The organism is Streptomyces megasporus, from assembly GCF_000718985.1.
Classification (GTDB): Bacteria; Actinomycetota; Actinomycetes; order Streptomycetales; family Streptomycetaceae; genus Streptomyces; species Streptomyces megasporus.
The window spans coordinates 148177-170223 of sequence record NZ_JODL01000005.1; the positions used below are offsets into that span (position 1 = coordinate 148177).

The 22047-nt window shown below is 72.0% G+C and carries 15 protein-coding genes; 4 read left to right on the forward strand and 11 right to left on the reverse strand.

Going from position 1 to position 22047, the window contains the following annotated elements; genetic code table 11:
• Positions 1 to 58: 58 nt before the first annotated feature.
• The 7 genes from IF47_RS0106780 to IF47_RS0106810 all read right to left on the reverse strand — a co-directional run bounded on the left by IF47_RS0106780 (position 59) and on the right by IF47_RS0106810 (position 11545).
• Positions 59 to 2848, reverse strand: coding sequence for a glycosyl hydrolase (locus tag IF47_RS0106780; protein ID WP_031507390.1), 2790 nt, complete (start codon positions 2846 to 2848; stop codon positions 59 to 61).
• A 167-nt stretch (positions 2849 to 3015) separates the two neighbouring features.
• Positions 3016 to 3642 (reverse strand): histidine phosphatase family protein, encoded by a 627-nt coding sequence (locus tag IF47_RS0106785; RefSeq protein WP_031507391.1) that lies wholly within the window; start codon positions 3640 to 3642, stop codon positions 3016 to 3018.
• A 249-nt stretch (positions 3643 to 3891) separates the two neighbouring features.
• Positions 3892 to 6630, reverse strand: coding sequence for a pyruvate, phosphate dikinase (gene ppdK / locus IF47_RS0106790; RefSeq protein WP_031507393.1), 2739 nt, complete (start codon positions 6628 to 6630; stop codon positions 3892 to 3894).
• Between the two features lie 510 nt (positions 6631 to 7140).
• Positions 7141 to 8358 (reverse strand): ROK family transcriptional regulator, encoded by a 1218-nt coding sequence (locus IF47_RS0106795; RefSeq protein WP_031507394.1) that lies wholly within the window; start codon positions 8356 to 8358, stop codon positions 7141 to 7143.
• 37 nt (positions 8359 to 8395) lie between these two features.
• Entirely contained in the window at positions 8396 to 9265 is an 870-nt protein-coding gene (locus IF47_RS0106800; protein WP_031507395.1) for a carbohydrate ABC transporter permease, read from the reverse strand.
• Positions 9262 to 10239, reverse strand: coding sequence for a carbohydrate ABC transporter permease (locus IF47_RS0106805; RefSeq protein ID WP_031507396.1), 978 nt, complete (start codon positions 10237 to 10239; stop codon positions 9262 to 9264). The genes IF47_RS0106800 and IF47_RS0106805 overlap by 4 nt, the downstream gene beginning before the upstream one ends.
• A 55-nt stretch (positions 10240 to 10294) precedes the next feature.
• Positions 10295 to 11545: an ABC transporter substrate-binding protein gene (locus IF47_RS0106810; protein ID WP_425423559.1), complete on the reverse strand. Its 1251-nt coding sequence runs from the start codon at positions 11543 to 11545 to the stop codon at positions 10295 to 10297.
• 481 nt (positions 11546 to 12026) lie between these two features.
• Here IF47_RS0106810 and IF47_RS0106815 point away from each other — a divergent pair, with 481 nt between their 5' ends.
• Positions 12027 to 13631 carry an MGH1-like glycoside hydrolase domain-containing protein gene (locus IF47_RS0106815; protein WP_106982507.1) on the forward strand — a complete coding sequence of 535 codons (1605 nt, stop codon included), beginning with the start codon at positions 12027 to 12029 and terminating at the stop codon, positions 13629 to 13631.
• Between the two features lie 335 nt (positions 13632 to 13966).
• Here IF47_RS0106815 and IF47_RS0106825 read toward each other — a convergent pair whose 3' ends face one another.
• Positions 13967 to 15121 (reverse strand): FUSC family protein, encoded by a 1155-nt coding sequence (locus tag IF47_RS0106825; protein ID WP_245641025.1) that lies wholly within the window; start codon positions 15119 to 15121, stop codon positions 13967 to 13969.
• A 170-nt stretch (positions 15122 to 15291) separates the two neighbouring features.
• Here IF47_RS0106825 and IF47_RS0106830 point away from each other — a divergent pair, with 170 nt between their 5' ends.
• Positions 15292 to 16134: an SMP-30/gluconolactonase/LRE family protein gene (locus IF47_RS0106830; RefSeq protein WP_031507401.1), complete on the forward strand. Its 843-nt coding sequence runs from the start codon at positions 15292 to 15294 to the stop codon at positions 16132 to 16134.
• Positions 16131 to 17567 (forward strand): glucose-6-phosphate dehydrogenase, encoded by a 1437-nt coding sequence (locus IF47_RS0106835; protein ID WP_051717160.1) that lies wholly within the window; start codon positions 16131 to 16133, stop codon positions 17565 to 17567. Before IF47_RS0106830 ends, IF47_RS0106835 begins: the two co-directional genes overlap by 4 nt.
• Positions 17568 to 17645: 78 nt before the next feature.
• Here the strand turns inward: IF47_RS0106835 and dusB are convergent, their stop codons facing one another.
• The 3 genes from dusB to IF47_RS0106850 all read right to left on the reverse strand — a co-directional run bounded on the left by dusB (position 17646) and on the right by IF47_RS0106850 (position 20848).
• Positions 17646 to 18788, reverse strand: a complete 1143-nt coding sequence (dusB, locus tag IF47_RS0106840) for a tRNA dihydrouridine synthase DusB (RefSeq protein ID WP_031507403.1) — start codon at positions 18786 to 18788, stop codon at positions 17646 to 17648.
• 125 nt (positions 18789 to 18913) lie between these two features.
• Entirely contained in the window at positions 18914 to 19216 is a 303-nt protein-coding gene (locus IF47_RS0106845; RefSeq protein WP_157839925.1) for a hypothetical protein, read from the reverse strand.
• Positions 19217 to 19465: 249 nt separating this feature from the next.
• Complete coding sequence (locus IF47_RS0106850; RefSeq protein WP_031507405.1) at positions 19466 to 20848, reverse strand: glycine--tRNA ligase; 1383 nt, start codon at positions 20846 to 20848, stop codon at positions 19466 to 19468.
• A 171-nt stretch (positions 20849 to 21019) separates the two neighbouring features.
• Between IF47_RS0106850 and IF47_RS0106855 the strand changes: the two genes are divergently transcribed.
• Positions 21020 to 22024, forward strand: coding sequence for a metal ABC transporter substrate-binding protein (locus tag IF47_RS0106855; RefSeq protein WP_031507406.1), 1005 nt, complete (start codon positions 21020 to 21022; stop codon positions 22022 to 22024).
• Positions 22025 to 22047: the final 23 nt, after the last annotated feature.

Here is a 22047-nt window from a genome sequence, read left to right on the forward strand (position 1 = left end):
AGCGGCCGTGCCCGCACCGCGTGACGCGGTGCGGGCACGGTGACATGTCGGGGTCCGGTCACCCGAAGGGGATGGTGAGCACCGAGCCGGAGCCCACCTGGAGCTTGGCCGGAGCGTTGCCGATCGCGCTCCACACCTCCACCCGGACCGTTCCGCCCCGCAGGTTCCCGAGGCTGCCCGAGGCCGACTTCAGTCCGGCGCGGGAGGCGACGTACTCCTCCCAGCCGTCCACCGGGTCGGTGGCGAAGTAGCGGTAGGTCTCCACCCGGTCGAAGGTGCCGTCGCCGGTCAGGTCGTAGGACACCCGGGCCTGCTGGCCGAGGCCGACCGCCGTCCCCGCGTCCACCCTCAGCCGGAACTCGGTGGCGCCGCCGGCCTTGTGGGTGCCGTTCACGTTCTTGATCTCGTAGACGAGCGGCCGGTTGGGGGTGCCGTCGTGGTTGGCGCCGCCGGCGGAGGCGATGGTGTCGACGGCCGCGGAGCCGGCCGTGGTGCTCAGCGTCCCGCCGGAGCGCAGGTGGAAGGTGTCGCCGGTGGCCGGGTCACCCGGGTCGCCCGGCTCCCCGGGGTCCGCGGTGCCGGCGCCGGTGGCCGTGGAGCGGGCCGGGACGGTCAGCTTGCCGCCGTCGGAGAACGTCACCGTCCTCGCCGTGTCGGAGTGGTTGTGCGCGACGTAGGTGCGGGTGCCGTTCTTGGTGAAGACCGCCGCGGTGGGACTGTCGGCGGTGACGGAGGTGTCGGGGGCGCCGATCGCGTCCAGGGTGGCGATCCAGTGGTAGGTGTGGGCCTTGGTCTCGCCGGCCTCCGGACCGTAGTTCCCGCCCTGCGCGTCCCAGGCCGCCTTGGCCTTGGCCGGGTCGGCCAGGGCCTGGAACTCCCAGTGGATGTCGCGCCACTCGACGGCCGGGCCGCCGTTGTTCCGCTCCATCTCGGCGATGCTCCGCCGGATGGCGTCCTTGTTGCGGGCCAGGTGGAGCGAACCGCCGGTCACCGGCAGGACGTTGATGCCGTGGATCTCCTCGGGGTTGGCGGTCCACCAGGTGGAGTAGGCGCCGCCGCTGCCCCAGACCATGCCGACGACGTCGTGGCCGAAGTTCTCGGGGTAGACGGCCTGGTCGGCGTCGAACCAGTACTGGGCGATGGCCTCGGACTCGGTGGTCAGCAGGTAGACGCCCAGGTCGCGCAGGGAGGTGTCGCCGGTGGCCGAGCCCCACAGGATCAGGCCGGCGCTGAGGTTGATCGACTCCGAGGACGACTCCTGGTTGTTGCCCGCGGCGAAGCCCGCGTGGCCGGCGGCCCAGCTATGGCCGGCGTAGACGTCGAAGCCGCGCAGGAAGGGGAAGAGCTGGTCGGTGCGGCTGGGGTTGGCGGCGTCCCTGACGAGGGTCTTGACCATGCCGCCCCAGGCGGAGTCCGCCGCCCAGGCCCGGTCGTACTGGGCGACGATGGCCGCGGCCATCACGTAGTACGAGTAGTGGAAGTGGTGGTCGTTGAGTTCCTTGTCGCTGCCGTAGGAGGCGGGGTAGCCGATGAGCGTGCGCCAGTCGCGGTCGTAGGAGAACTCCGAGGCGCCGCCGACGGTGAACCACTCCTGGAGCCGGCCCTTGATCAGGCCGAGCAGCTTGTCGCGGACGCCGGTCTCGCCGATCTGGTCGGCGATGGGCACGAGCTGGGCGAGCTTGCCCAGTTGCTTCCCCGTCCAGTAGGTGTCCGTGGCCCCCTCGAACGGGTCGGCGGCGTTCGCCACCTCGTTGAGGTGGCCGGTGAGCCTGGCCTTGTCCACGCCGGACACCCGGGGCAGCCCCGGCAGGACGCCGGTGACCTTCTGGGAGGTGGTGAAGGAGGTGCCCTCGCGAACCTTCATCGTCCCGCGCGGCGAGACATAGGTCCAGGAGGTCAGCGCGTCGGAGGTGTGCAGCCACTGGTGACGGTAGAGCGCCTGGAGGGTGCCGGTCTGGCTGCCCTCCTTGGCCGTCGTGCTCAGGGTGTAGGTGGCCTTCACCCGGCCGGCGGCCTGGTCGTACTCCCAGTTCACCTTGGAGCCGGTGACGAAGCTGAAGGCGTACTTGCGGTAAGTGGCCAGCGCGTCGGTGCTCGGCAGGACGGCCAGGGAGAAGTAGTCCTTGCCGCCCAGGTTCGCGCGGATGTCGTTGCCCGAGACGGTCCAGTCGCTGCCGGTGGGGGCGAACAGCGCGTAGTGCCGGCCGCCGATGGTGACGCCCAGGACGTTGCCGTCGTCGGCGAAGACGTTCGGGGCGCTCGCGGTGGAGATCTGCGCCGCGCCGCCGCTGCCCTGCGCGTACACGTAGGGCAGTCCGTGCCCGATGGTGGTGCGCAGGGTGCGGGCGCCGTCGGACCAGTAGGGGGTGACGGTCCAGTCGCTCCAGGCGTCGGCCTTGGCGTCGGGGGAGTTGAGGCCCTGGAGCCCGATGGTCAGGTCGCGCTTGTGCGTGAACTCGTACTGGCGGCCCTCGCCCACGATCGCGTGCGTGGTGGGGTAGCCGACCTCCAGTCCGCCGGAGACGGCCCGGTAGGTCAGGGGGTGCCCGTACATGTCCAGGGAGTACGGGTTGTCGGGGTACCGCTGGAAGGCCAGGGAGGACCACCAGTCGTTGGTGGGCACCGGCTTGCCCGCGGCGGCGGAGGTGACCTTCGGCTTGACGGGGGCACCGGCGTTGTTCTCCGGTCCGGCGGCGCCGGCGGGCCGGGTGTCGCTGTAGCCACCCTGGCCGACGGGGACGGTGGCGGCGCCTGCGCTGCCCGCCCCGATGACGCCGAGGCCGGTGGCGGCGGCCGCCGTGGCCACCACCGCCGCCAGCAGCGCGGCGGGACGTCTGCGGAATCTCATGAACGGCTCCTCGTGGGGGACGCGGGGGGGTTGAGAGCGCTCTCAGACTCCGGCAACGTAAATTTCAGATAAACAATCGTCAAGGTGTTTGACGGAAACGATCTCGAACTGCCGCACCTCGTTCAAGGCTTGACGCCGTATCTCCCTTTCGTCACCCCGCGGGAGACTCACCGGACCCGCAGCTCGGGTGGGAACCCCGTCCAACGGAGCCCCTCCGGGAGATGGCCGGTGTCGTTGTGGAGCAGCACCGACGGCGGCCTGCCCGGCGCGTACCGGATGACCGTCAGCGCGGCGTTGGCGTGGTTCAGCGCCATCCAGCGCCACGGCGGGGCGTCGAGGGCGTCCCGGACGAGCCAACCGACCAGGAAGGCGTGGGTGACGACCAGCTCGTGACGCGGCTCGTCGCCCTCGACCGGCCCGGTGAACCGGGCCAGGGCCTCCCGCGCCGCCCGTGCCCCGCGCTCGCGCTCCTCCGCCGTGACGCCGTCGAGCCGACGCAGCGCCCACTCGGCCGACTCCGGCGGCAGCTCGTCCCGCCCCGGCACGTACGGCACGTGGTCCCCGGCCACCTCCGAGCGGTGCAGGGGCACGCCGTCCAGGCGCCCGGCGATCAGGCGGGCCGTCTCCTCCGCCCTGGGCAGCGGCCCGTGGTGGACCGCCGACAGCGGAACGCCCCGGAGCCGCTCTCCCAGCAGCTCCGCCTGCCGGCGGCCGGCCGGGGTCAACGCCCTCTCGTCGGCCGTCGCCTCACCGTGCCGGGTGAGGTAGAGGTGGCGGGTGGCTGTCGCTGTGATCATGCGGTCGTCCTCGGGTGGTCGGCGGTCGCGTACGGCCACCCGGACGACCGTCCCGCCCCCACCGGTTCCGCCGCGCCGGTGTCGTGGCGGCGGTGTCGTGGCGGCGAGCGGGCCGAGCCGCGGAAGGGGCGGCGCCTCCGCACAGGCGCCGCCCCTTCCTTTTCGGGCGCCGGAGCCGTCCTCCGCCGGTTGAGGGTGGGATCGACGGCGGATGGCTCCGGTGTCAGGTGGTATCGGGTCGCGAGGTCAGCGGCTGTCGCTGCCCTCGTCGGTCTCCGTCACCGCCGCGCGGCCGGCCTCCAGGCGGGCGACCGGGATGCGGAACGGGGAGCAGGAGACGTAGTCCAGGCCGACCTCGTGGAAGAAGTGGACCGACTCCGGGTCGCCGCCGTGCTCGCCGCAGACGCCGAGCTTGATGTCCGGGCGGGTGGCCCGACCGGCCTCGACGGCGGTGCGCACCAGCGAGCCGACGCCCTCCTTGTCGATGGTCTCGAAGGGGGAAGCTCCGAAGATGCCCTTCTCCAGGTAGGTCGAGAAGAAGCTCGCCTCCACGTCGTCCCGGCTGAAGCCCCAGGTGGTCTGGGTGAGGTCGTTGGTGCCGAAGGAGAAGAAGTCGGCGCACTCGGCGATCTGCCCGGCCGTCACCGCCGCGCGCGGCAGCTCGATCATGGTGCCGATCGCCAGGTCCAGCTCCACTCCGCGGGCCTCCCCGACCTCCGCGATGACCTGCTCGGCCTCCTCGCGGACGCACTCCAGCTCCTGGACGGTGCCCACCAGCGGAATCATGATCTCCGCGCGCGGGTCGCCGCCGGCCGCCCGACGGTCGGCCGCGGCCTCGGCGATGGCCCGCACCTGCATGGTGAACAGCCCCGGGACGACCAGGCCCAGACGTACGCCGCGCAGGCCCAGCATGGGGTTCTGCTCGTGGAGCCGGCGGACGGCCTGGAGCAGTCGCAGGTCGTTCTCGTCGCGTTCGCCGCGGGCGTCGGCGAGCGCGACGCGCACCGACAGCTCGGTGAGGTCCGGCAGGAACTCGTGGAGCGGCGGGTCCAGCAGCCGCACCGTGACCGGCAGGCCGTCCATGGCCTCGAACAGCTCGACGAAGTCGCCCTTCTGGAACGGCAACAGCGCGTCCAGCGCCGTCTCGCGCTCCTCCTCGGTCTCGGCCAGGATCAGGTGCTCGACCAGTTCGCGGCGCTCGCCGAGGAACATGTGCTCGGTGCGGCACAGGCCGATGCCCTGGGCGCCGAAGCGACGGGCGCGGGCGGCGTCCTCGGCGTTGTCGGCGTTGGCCCACACCTGGAGGCGGCGGGAGGAGTCGGCGTGGGTCATGATCCGGTCCACGGCCCGGACCAGCTCGTCCGCCTCGTCGTCCGCCCGGACGCGCCCCTCGAAGTACTCCACGACCGGGGAGGGCACCACGGGTACCTCGCCGCGGTAGACCTTGCCGGTGGAGCCGTCGATGGAGACGACGTCGCCCTCGGTGATGACCGTGCCGTCCGGCGCGGTCAGCCGGCGCAGCTTGGTGTCCACCTCCAGTTCCTCGGCGCCGCACACGCAGGTCTTGCCCATGCCGCGGGCGACGACGGCGGCGTGCGAGGTCTTGCCGCCGCGGCTGGTGAGGATGCCCTCGGCGGCGATCATGCCGTCGAGGTCGTCGGGGTTGGTCTCGCGGCGGATCAGGATGACCTTCTCGCCCTCCTGGGCCCGCTCGACGGCGGTGGCGGAGTCGAAGACGGCCCTGCCGACGGCGGCTCCGGGCGAGGCGGCTATGCCCTTGCCTATTCGTTCGGCCCCGCCGTCGCCGATCCGGCTCTCGTCGAAGCGCGGGAACATCAACTGGGCGAGCTGGGCGCCGTTGACGCGGCGGAGCGCCTCGTCGTCGTCGATCAGGCCCTGGTCGGCGAGCTGGGTGGCGATTCGGAAGGCGGCGGCGGCCGTGCGCTTGCCGACGCGGGTCTGGAGCATCCACAGCTTGCCGCGCTCGATGGTGAACTCGATGTCGCAGAGGTCCCTGTAGTGGTTCTCCAGGGTCTCCATGATCTCCATGAGCCGGTCGTACGACGCCTTGTCGATCCTCTCCAGCTCGGCGAGCGGCACGGTGTTGCGGATGCCGGCGACGACGTCCTCGCCCTGGGCGTTGGCCAGGTAGTCGCCGTAGACGCCCTGCTGGCCGCTGGCCGGGTCGCGGGTGAAGGCGACGCCGGTGCCGGAGTCGGGGCCGAGGTTGCCGAAGACCATGGAGCAGACGTTGACGGCCGTGCCCAGGTCGTGGGGGATGCGCTCCTGGCGGCGGTAGAGACGGGCCCGCTCGCCGTTCCAGGAGTCGAAGACCGCGTGGATGGCGAGGTCCATCTGCTCGCGCGGGTCCTGTGGGAACTCGCGTCCGGTCTTCTCGGAGACGATGCCCTTGAACCGTTCGACGAGCTTCTCCAGGTCACCGGCGTCCAGATCGACGTCGGTGGCCACGCCCTTGGCGTGCTTGGCCTCCTCCAGGGCCTCCTCGAAGAGGTCGCCGTCGATGCCCAGTACCGTCTTGCCGAACATCTGGATGAGGCGGCGGTAGGAGTCCCAGGCGAAACGTTCGTCCCCGGCCTGGGCGGCGAGTCCGGCGACCGAGGCGTCGGAGAGGCCGATGTTGAGGACGGTGTCCATCATCCCGGGCATGGAGAACTTGGCGCCGGACCGCACGGACACAAGGAGGGGGTTGTCCGGCTGGCCGAGCTTCTTGCCCATCCTCCGCTCCAGGGCGTCGAGGTGGGCGCTCACCTCGTCGCGGAGCGTCGGGGGCTCGGCACCGGACTCGAGGTAGACCTTGCACGCCTCGGTGGTGATGGTGAACCCGGGAGGGACCGGGAGGCCGAGGTTGGTCATCTCGGCGAGGTTGGCCCCTTTGCCGCCGAGGAGGTCCTTGAGGTCCTTGTTGCCCTCGGTGAAGTCGTAGACGAACTTCGTGGTTGCGTGAGGCTCTTCGTTTTCCGGCACGGGAATCGCGCTCCTCGTTGGATTCCCCCCGGACGGGTCCGGGAGAGGCTGCCCTGACGGCGGGGAGAGTACCCAGATCAAAGGCTTTGGAGTACGGCCACCGTTAGGCCATGCGGGTGCAACCGCCCGTCTGTTGAAGGATCAAAGGCAAAGGCTTGTTCAAGAGGCAAAGAAAAGTCAGTTCACCACCCAAAGCCATTCGCGCACACGGTGACCACATGAGCGCCTTTTCAGCACTGCGAGTGACATACGACGCCACTTCTTGAAGCCTGCTCACGTGGCACTCAGTGCCACCCCTTGGAGAAGTGCAAGGCGGCCCTTCGCGCTCAAATGAGCAATGGTCGTATCAAAGTGGCGAGAATCACGCCCTTGAGAACCGCCGCATCTCAGCCATTGGACACATACGCGCTCCCCCTCGCTCTGATGAGCGGAACCCTCGGGAGGCGGTCGGGACGGTCGCGCACCGCCCCTCCTCCCGCCCTCCTCCGCCCCTCTTCCCGCTGCTCTCCGTCACAGTCCCATCGCTGCGAGTCGGGCATCGGCCCGGCCGGGCGCGTACAGGTGCTCCACGACCATGGCCCCGGCCCCGATCAGGCCCGCGCGGTCCCCGAGCCGGGAGGTGACCACCGTCAGGTGCGCCGTGCTGCGGGGCATGGCGCGCTGGTAGAGCAGTTCGCGCACCCCGGTGACGAACGGGGTCCCGGCCAGGTCCCCCGCGACGACCAGCACCCCGGGGTTGAGCACGGTGACGACCGTGACCAGCACCTCCCCCACCCTGCGGCCCGCCTCCCGCGCCAACCGGACGGCGTCGGGCTGGCCCGCGGCCAGCAGGTCGCGCACCGCGGGCCCCGAGGTGGCCGGCACCCCGACCGCGCTGAGCTGCCCGGCCAGCGCCCTGCCGCCGGCGACCGCCGCGAGGCAGCCGTACGAACCGCACATGCACAGGGCGTCCGGTCGGTCGTGCAGCCGGATGTGCCCGATGTCCCCGGCGCCGCCGTCGATCCCCCGGTACACCTCGCCGTCCACCACCAGCCCGGCGCCGATGCCGGTGGAGACCTTGACCAGGAGGAAGGCGCCGCAGCCGGGGTGGTGGAGGCGCTGCTCGGCGTACGCCATCAGGTTGGCGTCGTTGTCGACCAGGACGACGGGGGCCGCCTCCTCCCCCGCCCCGGCGCCCCCCAGGACGTGCTCGGTGTACGCCCGTCTCATCCGCTCGGGGATCGGGTGGCGGTCCCAGCCCGGCATGATCGGCGGCTGGATCACCTGTCCGGACTCCCAGTCCACCGGGCCGGGCACCGACATGCCGATGCCGCGGACGTCCCCGGGCGCGACCCCGGCCCGCTCCAACAGCGGCGGGAACCAGCGAGCCAGCCGGTCGATCACCTCGTCCGGGCCGTCCTCGATGGTCAGGGGCCCGGTGTGGTCGGCCAGCACCCTGCCGTTCAGGTCCAGCGCGGCGGCCCGGCCGTACCGGGTCTCCAGATCCACGGCGAGGACGACGGCGTGCGTGCCGTCGAACTCCAGCCGGCCCGCGGGACGCCCGCCGCCCCCGCCGACGGGGACGGTGCTGCCCTCGCGGATCCAGCCCGCCCGGAAGAGCCGGTCGAGCCGGTTGCCGACGGTGGAGCGGGACAGTCCGGTGACGCGTTGGAGTTCCCCACGGGTGGTGGCCTGCCCGCTGCGGATGAGGTGCAGCAGATGTCCCGCGCTCGACTGGTTTCCGATCATGCGGACATCTTCGCCGTTCGCGCCGCCCGTCCGACGCTCAGCCCTTGTCGGCCCCGCTGGTCAGGCCCTCGGTCAGCAGCCGCTCCGCGGCGAAGAACAGCAGCACCACCGGGACGGTGAGCACGACCGAGCCGGCCATCAGCACCGTCTTGGAGACCTCGACGCCGCCCGCGAGCTGCTGGAGCCCCAGGGAGACCGTCCACTTCTCCGGTTCCGCGACGAGGAAGAGCAGGGCGAACAGGAACTCGTTCCAGGCGATCATGAAGATGTACAGCCCCGTGGCCATCAGGGAGGGCACCGCGAGCGGCAGCACCACCTTGCGGACCGTCTGCAGGCGGGTGCAGCCGTCGATCGCCGCGGCCTCCTCGACACTGCGGGGGACGGTGGCGAAGTAGTTCCGCATCATGTGGATCGACACGGGCACGGTCTGCGCGATGTAGACGATCGCGAGCCCGGTCAGGCTGCCCTGGAGTCCCATCCTGGCGAACATCACGAACAGCGGCACGGCCAGCAGGGTGGCGGGGAAGAGGTAGACGGCCAGGAAGAGCGCGCCGACGCGCCGGCCGCCGAAGAACCGCAGCCGGCCGACGGCGTACGCGCCGGGGACCGCCGCGAGCAGGGTGAGCGCCACGGCGCCGAGCGAGACGACGGCGGAGTTGACCAGCATCCGCACGAACCCCTGGCCGCCCTCGGAAGTGGGCCGCAGCACCTCCCGGTAGGTGGCGGTGGTGAACTCCCGCGCGGACACCCACAGGTCCCCCGGGGCCCGCAGCAGCGCGTCGATCGGCTTCACCGACAGCAGCAGCATGTAGCAGAAGGGCAGGACGGTGATCAGCGCGAGGAAGGCGATGACCACCCACCGCAGGACCGCGAAGGCCCTCTCCTCCGTACGGGCACGGCTCGTCACGCCTCCTCACCCGCCCTGCTCGCGAAGAACCTGAAGTACAGGCCCAGCAGGACCGCCAGGACCAGGGCCAGGACGAGCGCCTGGGCCGCCGCCGCGCCCACGTCGTAGCGGGCGGTGAGGAACTCGTAGACGCGCACCGCGACGACGTCGGTGCCCGCGCCGCCGCCGGTCAGCAGGTAGACGTCGTCGAACTTGTTGAACGTCATGATGAAGCGCAGCACGCTCAACAGCGCGATCACGGGCATCAGTTGCGGCAGCAGGACGTACCGGAAGCGCTGGGAGACGGTGGCGCCGTCCACCATGGCGACCTCCTCCAGATCGGTGGGCACGGCCTGGAGCCGGGCCAGCAGGAAGAGGAAGGCGAACGGGAAGTAGCGCCAGGTCTCGAAGGCGATGACGGTCAGCAGGGCGAGAGGGATCTCGAACTCCACGCCCAGCAGGGAGACTTCCTGGTCGCGTGTGGAGAGGAAGGCCGGCGCCCGCTCCCAGCCGAGGAACCGCCGCCCCCACTCGCCCACGATGCCGTACTGCGGGCTGAGCGCGACCTGCCAGACGAAGGTCACGGCGACGACCGGTGCGACGTACGGCAGGAGCATCGCGGCGCGCAGCGGGCCGCGACCGCGGAAGGACCGGCGCAGCGCGAGGGCGGCGACCAGGCCCAGCAGGATCGATCCGGCGGTGCCTCCCACGGCATAGACCAGCGTGGTTCCCAGGCTGGTCCAGAAGCCGGGCGAGCCGAGGACGCCGGCGAAGTTCCCCAGGGTCCAGTTGCCGAGCAGGCCCATGCCCTGGATGTCGACCAGCCGGGCGTTCTGGAACGCCAGCAGCACCGTCCAGGCGATGGGCAGGACGACCACCACCACGACCACCAGGACGGTGGGGGCGACGAAGGCCAGCCCGGCGCGGTTCTCCCGTCGGGCGGCGGTGAGGGGACGGTCGCGGCGCCGGGCCGCACGGCTTTCCGTTGTCGTCATGGGCTGCGTACCTCGGGGTGCCTCGAAGGGGTGCCTCGAACGGGGTGGGAGCGGGCTAACGCAGGGAGTCCCGCAGCGCGGAGACCTCCTCGTCGGCGTCGCGGGCCGCCTCGCCCGGGGAGAGCTGCCCGCCGGTCATGGCGCTGACGGCCTTGGGCACGGGCAGCGCGCCCCCCATCGCTCCGACGAGGGGGCCCTGGCCCTGGGGGATGCCCCAGCGCGTCATCCGGGTCACGCCGTCGGCGAGCCAGTCGAGGAGTTCGGGCGGGTACACCCGGTCCATGGGTTCGCGTCGGTCCACGCCGAGGGAGCCGGAGCGCCAGGCGCGCAGGTACGCGTCGGTGTCCTCGGGGGTTCCGGTGCGCAGCGGGATCTTGCCCTCGGGCGCCATGCCGAACCACTCCTCGTACCCCTCGCTCATCATGTACTCGACGAAGGTCCGGGCGGCCTTCGTCTCGGCCGTCCTGGTGACGGCCCAGGAGGTGACCTCGCCGAACTGGGTGGGCTCGGTGCCGTCCGGCCCTTGGAGCGTGGTGACGACCCCGCTGTTCTCGGCCAGGAAGCCGCGGTCGTCCGCGCACTCCGGGCAGCTCGGCAGGGCGTCGTCGCGCAGTCCGGCCAGCTCGTCCAGGACGAAGGAGGACCAGACGAGCACCGAGGAGGTGCCGGAGAAGTACGTGGCGCGGGTGGAGTCGACGGTCTGGGTGCCGGGGGCGCCGTGCTCGCGGGCGAGGGTGTCGTACACGGCGAAGGCCCGGCGGCAGGCGGGGGTGTCCAGTGTGACGTCGCCGGCGGAGTCGACCATGTCGCAGCCGTTGGCCAGGGCCAGGTTCTCGAAGCTCTGCTGGGTGGCGACGTCCCCGGGGTCGGTGGCCAGGGACGCTCCGACGTGTCGGCCGGTGTCCAGCTCCTCCGCGGCGCGCAGCAGGTCGCGGTAGGTGTCCGGGGCGGGCAGGCCCGCTTCGCGGAAGCGGTCCGCGCGGTAGACGACCAGTTGCAGCCAGGCGTCGGAGGGGACCACCAGCCGCCGGTCGCCGTCACTGGTCAACTCCAGGGCGTTGGCGGTGAAGGTGTCGGCGCCCAGCGCGCGGACGACGTCGCCGGCGACCTCGGTGTCCAGCAGGTCGTTGGCGTGCATCTGCCATGCCTGGCCGAGCGTCACCGCTCCGATGACATCGGGCAGATTGCCCGCGGCGGCGGCCGACATGACCATCTGGGGGAGCTGGTTCTCGGCGACGCCGACCAGGTCGACCTCGATCCCGGTCTCCTCCTCGAACCGGGCGACGACCTCCTCGGTGGCGGCCATCCGCGGCGGGAGGTTCTCCAGGGACCACACCGTGATCCGCCCATCGGGAGTGGCGTTGGTCTCACTCGAACAGCCGGACAGTGGGCCGAGAAAGCAGAGCAGAGCGGCCAGTGCCGCCGCCGCACCACGGAGTTGACGAGGGCGCCTCTTCCCGGCCACGCCCTTCTCACGCCTTTTCACGCCCCATGTGTCAGGCATCACAACCCGATTTCTGCCTTTCAGTAAGACAAAACCCTAGGCTTGCGTAGACGTAACCCAGACGTCACTTCCAGACCCTCGGAGTTCACGTGGAGCGCGTCGTACCTTTCACCGACCCTCCCCGACCCACTGCCGTCCCGGGGGACCTCCCCCGGACCTCGACCGGATACCCGCGGTTCCGTCCCCCGCACCCGGCCGTTCCCTCCGTCGGCGCACACACGCCGACCGGCGGCTTCGGGTCCGCGCGGGCCGTTCCCCCCGCCGGTCGTCGGGCGGCGATCCGATGACCTCGTCACCATCGCCGTCGCCGTCACCGCTCCCGCGCCCGCGCCCGCGCCCCTACGTTCCCGCCCAGCGTTCCGCGGCCGACGTCGCCGCGCGCGAACCGCGTCACGCCGCGCGGCGGGTGCTGCTGCGCAACTGGACGGGGAGTTCCACCGTCCCCTCCCGCGGCCTGTACCCGCACCAGTGGAGCTGGGACTCGGCGTTCATCGCGATCGGCCTGCGCCACGTGTCGTCGGCGCGCGCCCAGCGCGAACTGGAGACGCTGCTGGCCGCCCAGTGGGGCGACGGGCGCGTCCCGCACATCGTCTTCAACCCGTCCGTCCCCCTGGGCGCCTACTTCCCCAGCCCCGACTTCTGGCGATCCTCCACCGCCGGGGCCTCGGCCGGGGCGCCGAAGGACGTCGAGACCTCGGGCATCGTGCAGCCGCCCGTCCACGCGCTGGCCGCCTGGCTGGTGCACCGGGCCGACCCGGCGACCTCGCGGCGGCGCGGCTTCCTGCGGCGGCTGTATCCAAAGCTGGTCGCCTGGCACCGCTACCTCACCACCCACCGCGACCTGGGCGGAGGCGGTCTGGTGTCCGTCGTCCACCCGTGGGAGCCCGGCATGGACAACAGCCCATGTTGGGACGGACCGTTGGCGCGCGTCGAGCCGGCGCCCGCCGGTTCCTTCCGCCGCGCCGACCTCGACCACGGCACCGCCGCGGACCGCCCCACCGACCTGGACTACGCCCGGTACGTGCGGCTGGCGACCGACTACCGCGACCACGGCTACCTGGACGCCCGGGCACCACACCGGTTCGCCGTCGAGGACCCCGGCTTCAACGCCCTGCTGATCGCCTCCGAGCACGCCCTCGCGGACATCGCCGACGAGATCGCGCCCGAGATCGTCCCCGACCCCGTCTCCGAGACCCGAAACGGACTGCGCGCCGACGCCGACGCGCACCGCCGGCGGGCCCGCAGACTGACCGCCGCGCTGGTGGAGCGGCTGTGGGACGCGCGGGCCGGACAGTTCCTCTGCCGCGACGTGCGGTCCGGGAAGCCGATCGCCGAGCGCAGCGTCGCCGGACTGCTGCCGCTGATCGTGCCGGGCCTGCCGTCGGACGTCGTCCGCGCGCTGCTGGACACGGTCTGCGGCGAGCACTTCGGCCTGGGCGCCACCGTGCGGCTGGTGCCCAGCTACGACCTGCGCGGACCCGCCTTCGACCCGCGCCGCTACTGGCGCGGACCCGCCTGGTTCAACGTCAACTGGCTGATGGAGCGGGGCCTGCGGCAGCATGGCCAGACCGCGCGGGCCGACGCCCTGCGGAGCGCGGCGGTGGCGGCGGCCGTCGCCTCGGACTTCGCCGAGTACGTCGACCCGCACACCGGCGCCGGGCACGGCAGCCGGGAGTTCGGCTGGACGGCGGCGCTCACCCTGGACCTGCTGACGGCGGCGCGGGCCGCGGAGGACGCCCCGGCGTCCGTCCCCGTTCCCGTCCCCGTCGAGGCCCGTGTGGAGGCCCGTGTCGAGGCTCGGGTGGAGGCCCGCGTGGAGGCCCTTGTCGAAGCTCGCGCCGAGGCTCGGGGGAAGGTTCGGGTGAAGGGCGGCGAAGCACCCCGGTGAGGGCTTGCCGTCCGCCCCTGCCGCCGCCTCGGACGGACCTGCTCGGTGCGGGGTGCGAGCCGTCCTGTCACGGTCCTCCCGGCACCACGAACAGGCCGGACGGGGCGTGGGCCGGGCGGGTGGCGTCCGGGCCGGGGCCCGTGACGTCGGTCCGCCGTTCGTGGTGAGCCGTCCCTCGGAGGGCCGCGGTGCGGATGCGTACGGCCCGAGCGTTGGGAATCATCGGCCCGGAGGCGGTCCGGCACCGCCTGCCGGTCGGCCCACCACCTCGGACAGGGGTTGCCATGCCCAGGAACGACGGGGCACAACCTGACCCTTCGACTCAGCGACCTCCCTCACCCCGACCCGTTCCGGTCAGGCGATCGGCGAGCCCTGCTCCACATCCGCCCGGCCCAGCCGAGGAGGCGGCCGGACACCGGAGCGGGGGGCGGCACCCGCTGGGCCGGCACTCCGTCGCGGACGGCCTCGATCGCGTCGGCGAGGTCGACGCCGGCGAACACGATGACGTCGGTCGCGACCGTGCGGAGACTGTGGACCAGGAACGTCCGGTCCGAATCGGCCGGCCCGACGTCCACGGTGATCCGCGTCGCGAGGTCCAGCGCGCGGTCCGCGGCGCGCTGGCGGACGTCGCGGTCGTCGAGCGCGTGGGCCAGCGAGGCGATGACGTCCGCCAGGTCGCGCACCGGCCGCTGGAACCGGCCGCGGGCATCGGAGTCGGCCGACGCGACGAGGCGCGCGAGCATGAGGCAGCCGGCACCCAGCAGGTCGAGGTGTTCCGCGTTCTCCTTCTCGCGCACGACGACGGTCGCCCGCCCCACCAGCGCGCGACGGGCCATACTCGTACCGGCCCGCCCCACCCGGCGCAGCTCCTCCAGACGGTCCAGCACGTCGCGGAGTTTTCCGACCGCGCGCTCGGCGAGTCCGTCGTCGTCCCGGGCGATGGCGTCGGCGGTGCTGGCGAGGCCGTCGGCGATCGCGGTGAGCGCCGATTTCTCGGCGCGGCGCAGCAGTGCCAGTGGTTCGGGCGGGAAGAGGATCTGGGTGACCACCAGGGCGATGCCCGCGCCGGTCAGCACGTCCACCAGGCGCTGGACACCGTTCGCCTCGTCACCCACCGCCACCACGAGGATGGTGCTCACCGTGGCCTGGACGACGACGAGTTGCGGGCTCCCAAGGGCGCGGGCGGCCGTGAGGGTGACGAAGACGCCCAGCGCCATCGCGCCCGGACCGGTCCCCACGGTGGCGAGCACGGCCTCACCGACCGCAAGGCCCAGGATCACGCCCCACAGGAGCCGGACCGCGTGCTGACCGCGTTCGCCGAGGTTCGCGGTCAGCGCGATCATCGCCGCGATGGGAGCGAAGTACGGAGTGGGGTGGTCGAACAGGTAGCGGGCCACCAGCCACGCCGCCGTGGCACTGGCGGTGGCCTGCAGAAGCGGCCACACGTCGGCCGTCACTCGGCGGCCGGCGGCCGAGAGACCGGCTGCCACCCGACGCACCACCGCGTGGGCTGTGCGGGACCGCGGCGCGCTCACCTTTCTCATGATGCCACCCGGTCGCCCCGCCCACCCGGCGTCGGACGGTTCCGGCGGGCCGTGTCCACGGCGGAAGACACGGCGGAGGGCACGGCGGAAGGCACGACGGAAGGGAGGTGGCGACGGTGAGGGCCGAACAGGTCACCGAGCCACTCGCGTACCACGGTGAAGGGCCGGTCTGGTCCGAGGCGTGGGGTGGCCTGCGATGGTTGGACATGCTGGCCGGGGACGTGCTGTCGCTCGCCTCGGACGGAACCGTGACGCGGCGGCACGTCGACACCATCGTCGCCGCGGTCCGACCCAGGCGGCGAGGCGGCGCCGTGATCGGTGTCGAACGCGGCTTCGCCCTCGAGGACGCGGATGGAGAGGTGACCCTTTTGGAACCCCTGTGGAGCGGTGACGAGCGGGTACGGATGAACGAGGGCGGCTGCGATCCCGACGGGCGGTTCTACTGCGGTTCCATGGCCTACGACACCCGGCCGGGAGCCGGATCGCTCCACCGGCTGGATCCGGACGGTTCGACGACGACCGTGCTGGACGCCGTGACGATCTCCAACGGCCTGGAGTGGAGTCCCGACGGAGACCGCGCCTACTACGTCGACACCGCGACCGGCCGCATCGACGTCTTCGAATACGACCGTGCGGGCGGGCTGAGCGGGCGGCGTCCGTTCACCGCCGTACCGGATGGCCCGGACGGGTTGACGGTCGACGCGGAGGGCGGCGTGTGGGTCGCCCTGTACGGCGGCGGATCGGTGCGCCGGTACGCGCCGGACGGCACCCTCGACGAGGTCGTGGAACTCCCGGTCACCAAGGCGACGGCGTGCGCCTTCGGCGGGCCGGGACTCGACCGGCTGTTCATCACGACCTCGCGCGAGCACCTCGAACCCGGCGCCGAGCCGGAGGCGGGCGCGCTGTTCGCCTGCGACCCGGGCGTCAGGGGCCTGCCGGTTCGGGAGTTCGCCGGATGAGCGCCGCCGACGTCCCCGCGAGCGGTCCGAACGGTGGGCCGGACGAGCGGACCCAGACGCTGCTCATCCTCGGCGCGCGCGGCGATCTGACGTCCCGGCTGCTCCTTCCGGGGTTGGGCAGCCTCGTCGCCGCGTCGTCACTGGCCGACCTCTTCCTCGTCGGCAGCAACCGCGGCGAGTGGAGCGACGAGGAGTGGCGGGCGACCGTCGCGCAGGCGTTCGCGGCCGGCGGGGCCGACGGACCGGCCGTCGACGCCGTCGTCCGCGACGCGCGCTACGTGGCCGCGGACGCCGCCGACGAGGGCGACCTGCGTCGCCTGCTGGCGTGCCGCCGCGGTCGCCTCACGCTGTACTTCGCGCTGCCGCCGGCGGTCACGGTCGAGGCCTGCCGGGCGTTGGCCCGGATCGGCGTGCCCGACGGTACGCGCCTGGTGCTGGAGAAGCCCTTCGGCACCGACGCGGCCAGTGCCGCCGCGCTGAACGAGCTGCTGCACGATCTGGTGCCGGAAGACCACGTGCACCGCGTCGACCACTTCCTCGGCATGTCGACGGTGCTCAACATCCTGGGCGTCCGATTCGCCAACCGGGTGATCGAACCGCTGCTCACCGCGGAACACGTCGACGCGGTCGACATCGTGTTCGACGAGACGCTCGGTCTGGAGGGCCGTGCCGGCTTCTACGACGGGGCCGGCGCCCTGCGCGATGTGATCCAGAGCCACCTGCTCCAGGTGCTGGCGCTCGTGGCGATGCCCGCACCGCACACCCTGGGACCGCTCGACGTGCGGGACGCCAAGGCGTACGTCCTGCGCGCCACCCGCGTCTGGGACGACCGTCCCGAGCGGTTCAGCCGCCGCGCCCGCTACACCGCCGGCACGGTCGACGGCCGCTCGCTCCCCTCCTACGCCGACGAACCGGGCGTCGACCCCGCCCGGGGGACCGAGACCCTGGCCGAGGTCGTGTTCGCCGTCGACACCTGGCGGTGGGCCGGCGTGCCGTTCCGCGTCCGCTCGGGCAAGGCCCTCGGCACGCCCCGACAGGAGATCACCTTCTGGTTCAAGGCCCCCCAGCGCGTTCCGGACGGGCTCGTCGGCGACGTCCTGGGCAACCGACTGCGCATCGGCATCGGCCGCCGCCGCATCGAACTGGACATCAACATCAACGGGCCGGGCGACCCGTCCACCGTCACCCCGGTGACGCTCGACACCAGCTTCGGCCCCGGCGAGCTGCTCGAGTACGGCGAGGTGCTCCGCGGCATCCTGGAGGACGAGATGCCCCTGTCGGTGCGCGGCGACATGTCGGTGGAGTCCTGGCGCATCGTCGAGCCGGTGCTGGCCGCGTGGCGCGACGGTCGCGTCCCGCTCGACGACTACCCGGCCGGAAGCGCCGGCCCGGCGACCTGGACACCATGGACGCGGGAGGGCCGGGCGAGGTGAGCGAGGCGTTGAACACCCGCCCCACGGCGGAGAGCGGCTTCGTCCGCCTCACGCCATGGGCCCGGTTCCCCGTTCGGGTCAGCCGCCGGAGGTGTCCAGCTCGGCGTCCGCCGTGACGCCCGCGCAGTCGTTCGGGTCGTCCAGCCAGCCGTCCGGCAGGACGACCCGGTTGCGGCCCGAGGTGCGCCCGCGCGGGCCGTCGGCCCCCGCCGGCCAGGGCTGGTCCAGTTCCAGCTCGCCCAGCAGGTCCTCCAACTCCGCCAGGCCGGAGGCGACGGCCAGCTTCCGGCGCATCTCGGAGCCGACCGAGAAGCCCTTGGTGTACCAGGCGACGTGCTTGCGGAAGTCGATCACGCCGCGCTCCTCGTCCTCCAGCCACTCCCCCAGCAGCCGGGCGTGCCGCAGCATCACCGCGGCGACCTCCCGCAGCGTCGGCCGGGCGCGCTCGTCGGAGCCGGAGCAGGCGTTGACCAGGTCGGCGAAGAGCCACGGTCGTCCCAGGCAGCCGCGTCCGACCACGACCCCGTCGCAGCCGGTCTCCCGCATCATCCGCACGGCGTCGTCGGCCGACCAGATGTCGCCGTTGCCCAGCACCGGGATCTCGGGGACGGCCTCCTTCAGCCGCGCGATGGCCTCCCAGTCGGCGGTGCCGCCGTAGTGCTGGGCGGCGGTGCGGCCGTGCAGGGCGATGGCGGTGACGCCCTCCTCCACGGCGATGCGGCCGGCGTCCAGATAGGTGAGGTGGTCGTCGTCGATGCCCTTGCGCATCTTCATCGTCACCGGCAGCCCGCCCGCGCCCGTCACGGCCTCGCGCAGGATCGCCCGCAGCAGGGGGCGCTTGTAGGGCAGCGCGGAGCCGCCGCCCTTGCGGGTCACCTTGGGGACGGGGCAGCCGAAGTTGAGGTCGATGTGGTCGGCCAGGTCCTCGTCGGCGATCATGCGGACGGCCTTGCCGACGGTCGCCGGGTCCACGCCGTAGAGCTGGATGGAGCGCGGCTTCTCGCTCGCGTCGAAGCGGATGAGCCGCATCGTCTTCGCGTCCCGCTCCACCAGCGCCCGCGTGGTGATCATCTCGCTGACGAACAGTCCCCTGCCGCCACTGAACTCGCGGCACAGCGTCCGGAACGGCGCGTTGGTGATCCCGGCCATCGGCGCGAGGACCACCGGCGGCCGGACCGTGTGCGGTCCGATGGCGAGCTGCTGTGTCATGGGCGTGGGCATCCTCTGTCGCTTCGGGGCGCTCCGCGGCGCTGGAGGGGGACGATCCCCCCATTGTCCCTCATCCGGGCGGGTGCCCGGACGGGTTCCCGCCCCCCGCTCGTCCTCGCTCGCTCCCGCCGGCGGGCTCAGTGGCCCAGCACCGCGGCGGCGAAGACGGCGAGGAAACCGGCCGCCCCGATCAGCCCCAGGATCCAGGGCGCCGGGCTCAGCCGCTGCCGTGCGCCGCCGCGCGCCGCGCCGTGCTCGGCGAGGTGGTGGGCGGCCTCGGAGCGGACCGGCCCCCGCACCGCCCGTCGCTGGTCGCAGGTGCCGCAGACGATGTACCGGACGTCCTCCGCGCCGCGGCGGAAGGCGAGCGTGCGGACGATCCGCACCTCGTGGAAACGTCCGTCCGTCCCGTAACCGCTGACCATGCTCGTTGTCGGCATCCGCGTCTCGTCCCCCTTCCGGACGCCCCCGTGCGCCCCTGACCGAGTCTGGTGGACGAGGGGCCGCGGTGACAGGGGTGATGGCAGCAGCGTCGGGCGTCTTCCGATTGCCGGAATCCGGCAGGACGCACGGCACGGGGTCGTCCCGCCGGCCCGCCCGGACGCCCACCGGACACGCCGAAGGCCCCCGGCCCCCGCGAGAGCGGGAGACCGGAGGCCTTCGAGGGAGGACCGGGCCGGCGGGTCGGCTCAGCAGCCGAGCAGGCGGCCGGCGAGGTAGGACTCGACCTGGTCGAGCGAGACCCGCTCCTGCTTCATCGAGTCGCGCTCGCGCACCGTCACCGCGTTGTCCTCGAGCGTGTCGAAGTCGATGGTGACGCAGTACGGGGTGCCGATCTCGTCCTGGCGGCGGTAGCGGCGGCCGATGGCGCCGGCGTCGTCGAACTCGATGTTCCAGTGCCGGCGCAGCGCGGTCGCCAGCTCCTTGGCCTTCGGCGAGAGCTGCGGGTTCCGGGAGAGCGGCAGGACGGCGACCTTGACCGGCGCCAGGCGCGGGTCGAGGCGCATCACGACGCGCTTCTCCATCTTGCCCTTGGCGTTGGGCGCCTCGTCCTCGACGTAGGCGTCGAGCATGAACGCGAGCATGGTGCGGCCGACACCGGCGGCGGGCTCGATGACGTACGGCGTCCAGCGCTCGCCGGCCTCCTGGTCGAAGTACGACAGGTCCTGGCCGGACGCCTTGGAGTGGGCGGTGAGGTCGAAGTCGGTGCGGTTGGCCACGCCCTCCAGCTCACCCCACTCGCTGCCGCCGAAGTGGAAGCGGTACTCGATGTCGGCGGTGCGCTTGGAGTAGTGGGAGAGCTTCTCCTTGGGGTGCTCGTACCACCGCATGTTCTCCTCGCGCAGGCCGAGGTCGGTGTACCAGTTCCAGCGCTGCTCCATCCAGTACTCGTGCCACTTCTCGTCCTCGCCCGGCTTGACGAAGAACTCCATCTCCATCTGCTCGAACTCGCGGGTCCGGAAGATGAAGTTGCCCGGAGTGATCTCGTTCCGGAAGGACTTGCCCATCTGCGCGATGCCGAATGGCGGCTTCCGGCGCGAGGTCTGCTGGACGGCGGCGAAGTTGGTGAAGATGCCCTGCGCCGTCTCCGGGCGGAGGTAGGCGACCGAGGCGGAGTCCTGGGTGGGGCCGAGGTGCGTGGACAGCAGGCCGGAGAACTGCTTGGGCTCGGTGAACTGGCCCTTGTTGCCACAGTTCGGGCAGTTGACGTCGGCCAGGCCGTTCGCCGGGAGGCGGCCGTGCTTGGCCTCGTACGCCTCCTCCAGGTGGTCCGCGCGGAACCGCTTGTGGCACGAGGTGCACTCGGTCAGCGGGTCGGTGAAGGTGGCGACGTGACCGGACGCCACCCACACCTCGGGGGCGAGGATCACCGACGAGTCGATGCCGACCACGTCGTCGCGCGAGGTGACCATGGAGCGCCACCATTGGCGCTTGATGTTCTCCTTCAGCTCCACGCCCAGCGGACCGTAGTCCCAGGCGGCCCTCGTCCCTCCATAGATCTCGCTGGAGGGGTAGACGAAGCCACGACGCTTGCTGAGGCTGACGATGGTGTCGATCTTGTCGGCGGCCACGGTGCTCTCTTCGTTACAGACGACGGAATACCTCAGGTTACCGGCGACCAAGGGGCCCTGGCCAAACCGGTCCGGGGTTCGGGCGCCGCTCCCCGGGAACCCGGTCCGATCCGACGGAAAACTCCTCATCTCATTTGACAATCATTTCCATCTAGAGTGAAAATGGGTGTCATGAACAGTCGCCGACGCCCCCTCATACCCCGCCCTCGCACCGCCTCCCGCACCGTCCTGGCGGGTGCCGCCGCCCTGGGCGTGCTCGGCCTGACCGCCTGTGGCACCGGCACGGCGGGACAGGGCGAAGGCGAGGGGGTGAACGTCGTCGCCTCTTTCTATCCGATGCGATTCCTCGCCGAGGAGATCGGCGGGACGCACGTCACGGTCGAGACCCTCACCAAGCCCGGCGTGGAGGCCCACGACCTGGAGCTCAGCCCCCGGCAGATCGCCTCGCTGAGCGAGGCCGACCTCGTCGTCTACCTGAAGGGGTTCCAGCCCGCCGTCGACAAGGCCGTCGAGCAGTCCGGCGTGGAGCACGTCGCCGAGGCCGGCTCGTACACCGAGCTGAGGAAGAACGGTCCCGGTCACCAGGACGAACACGACGGGCACGGGCACGAGGAGCACGCCGGGGAGCACGAGGGCCACGACCACGGCGAGGACGCCGCCGACCCGCACGTCTGGCTCGACCCGGTGAAGTACGCCGAGGTCGCCGAGGGCGTCGGCGAGGCCCTGGCCGAGGCCGACCCGGACCACGCCGCCGACTACCGGAAGAACGCCGACGCGCTGACGAAGAAGCTGAAGGACCTGGACGCCGACTTCCGCGAGGGTCTGGAGAACCGCCGGACGGACACCTTCATCACCACCCACTCGGCCTTCGGCTACCTCGCCGACCGCTACGGCCTCCACGAGGAGTCCATCGCCGGCCTCGACCCCGAGTCCGAGCCCAGCGGCGCCCGGATGAAGGCGCTCCACAAGGTCGCCGAGGAGGACGGGGTGAACACCGTCTTCTTCGAGACCGCCGCCAGCGACCGGACGGCCAGGACCTTCGCCGACGACCTGGGCCTGCGCACCGACGTCCTCGACCCGGTCGAGGGGATCGGCGACACCTCCCGGGGCGACGACTACCTGGAGGTCATGCGCGCCAATCTCCAGGCGCTGCGGAAGGCGCTCGGCGCCGCGTGACCCCGAACGGACCGACCGAACCG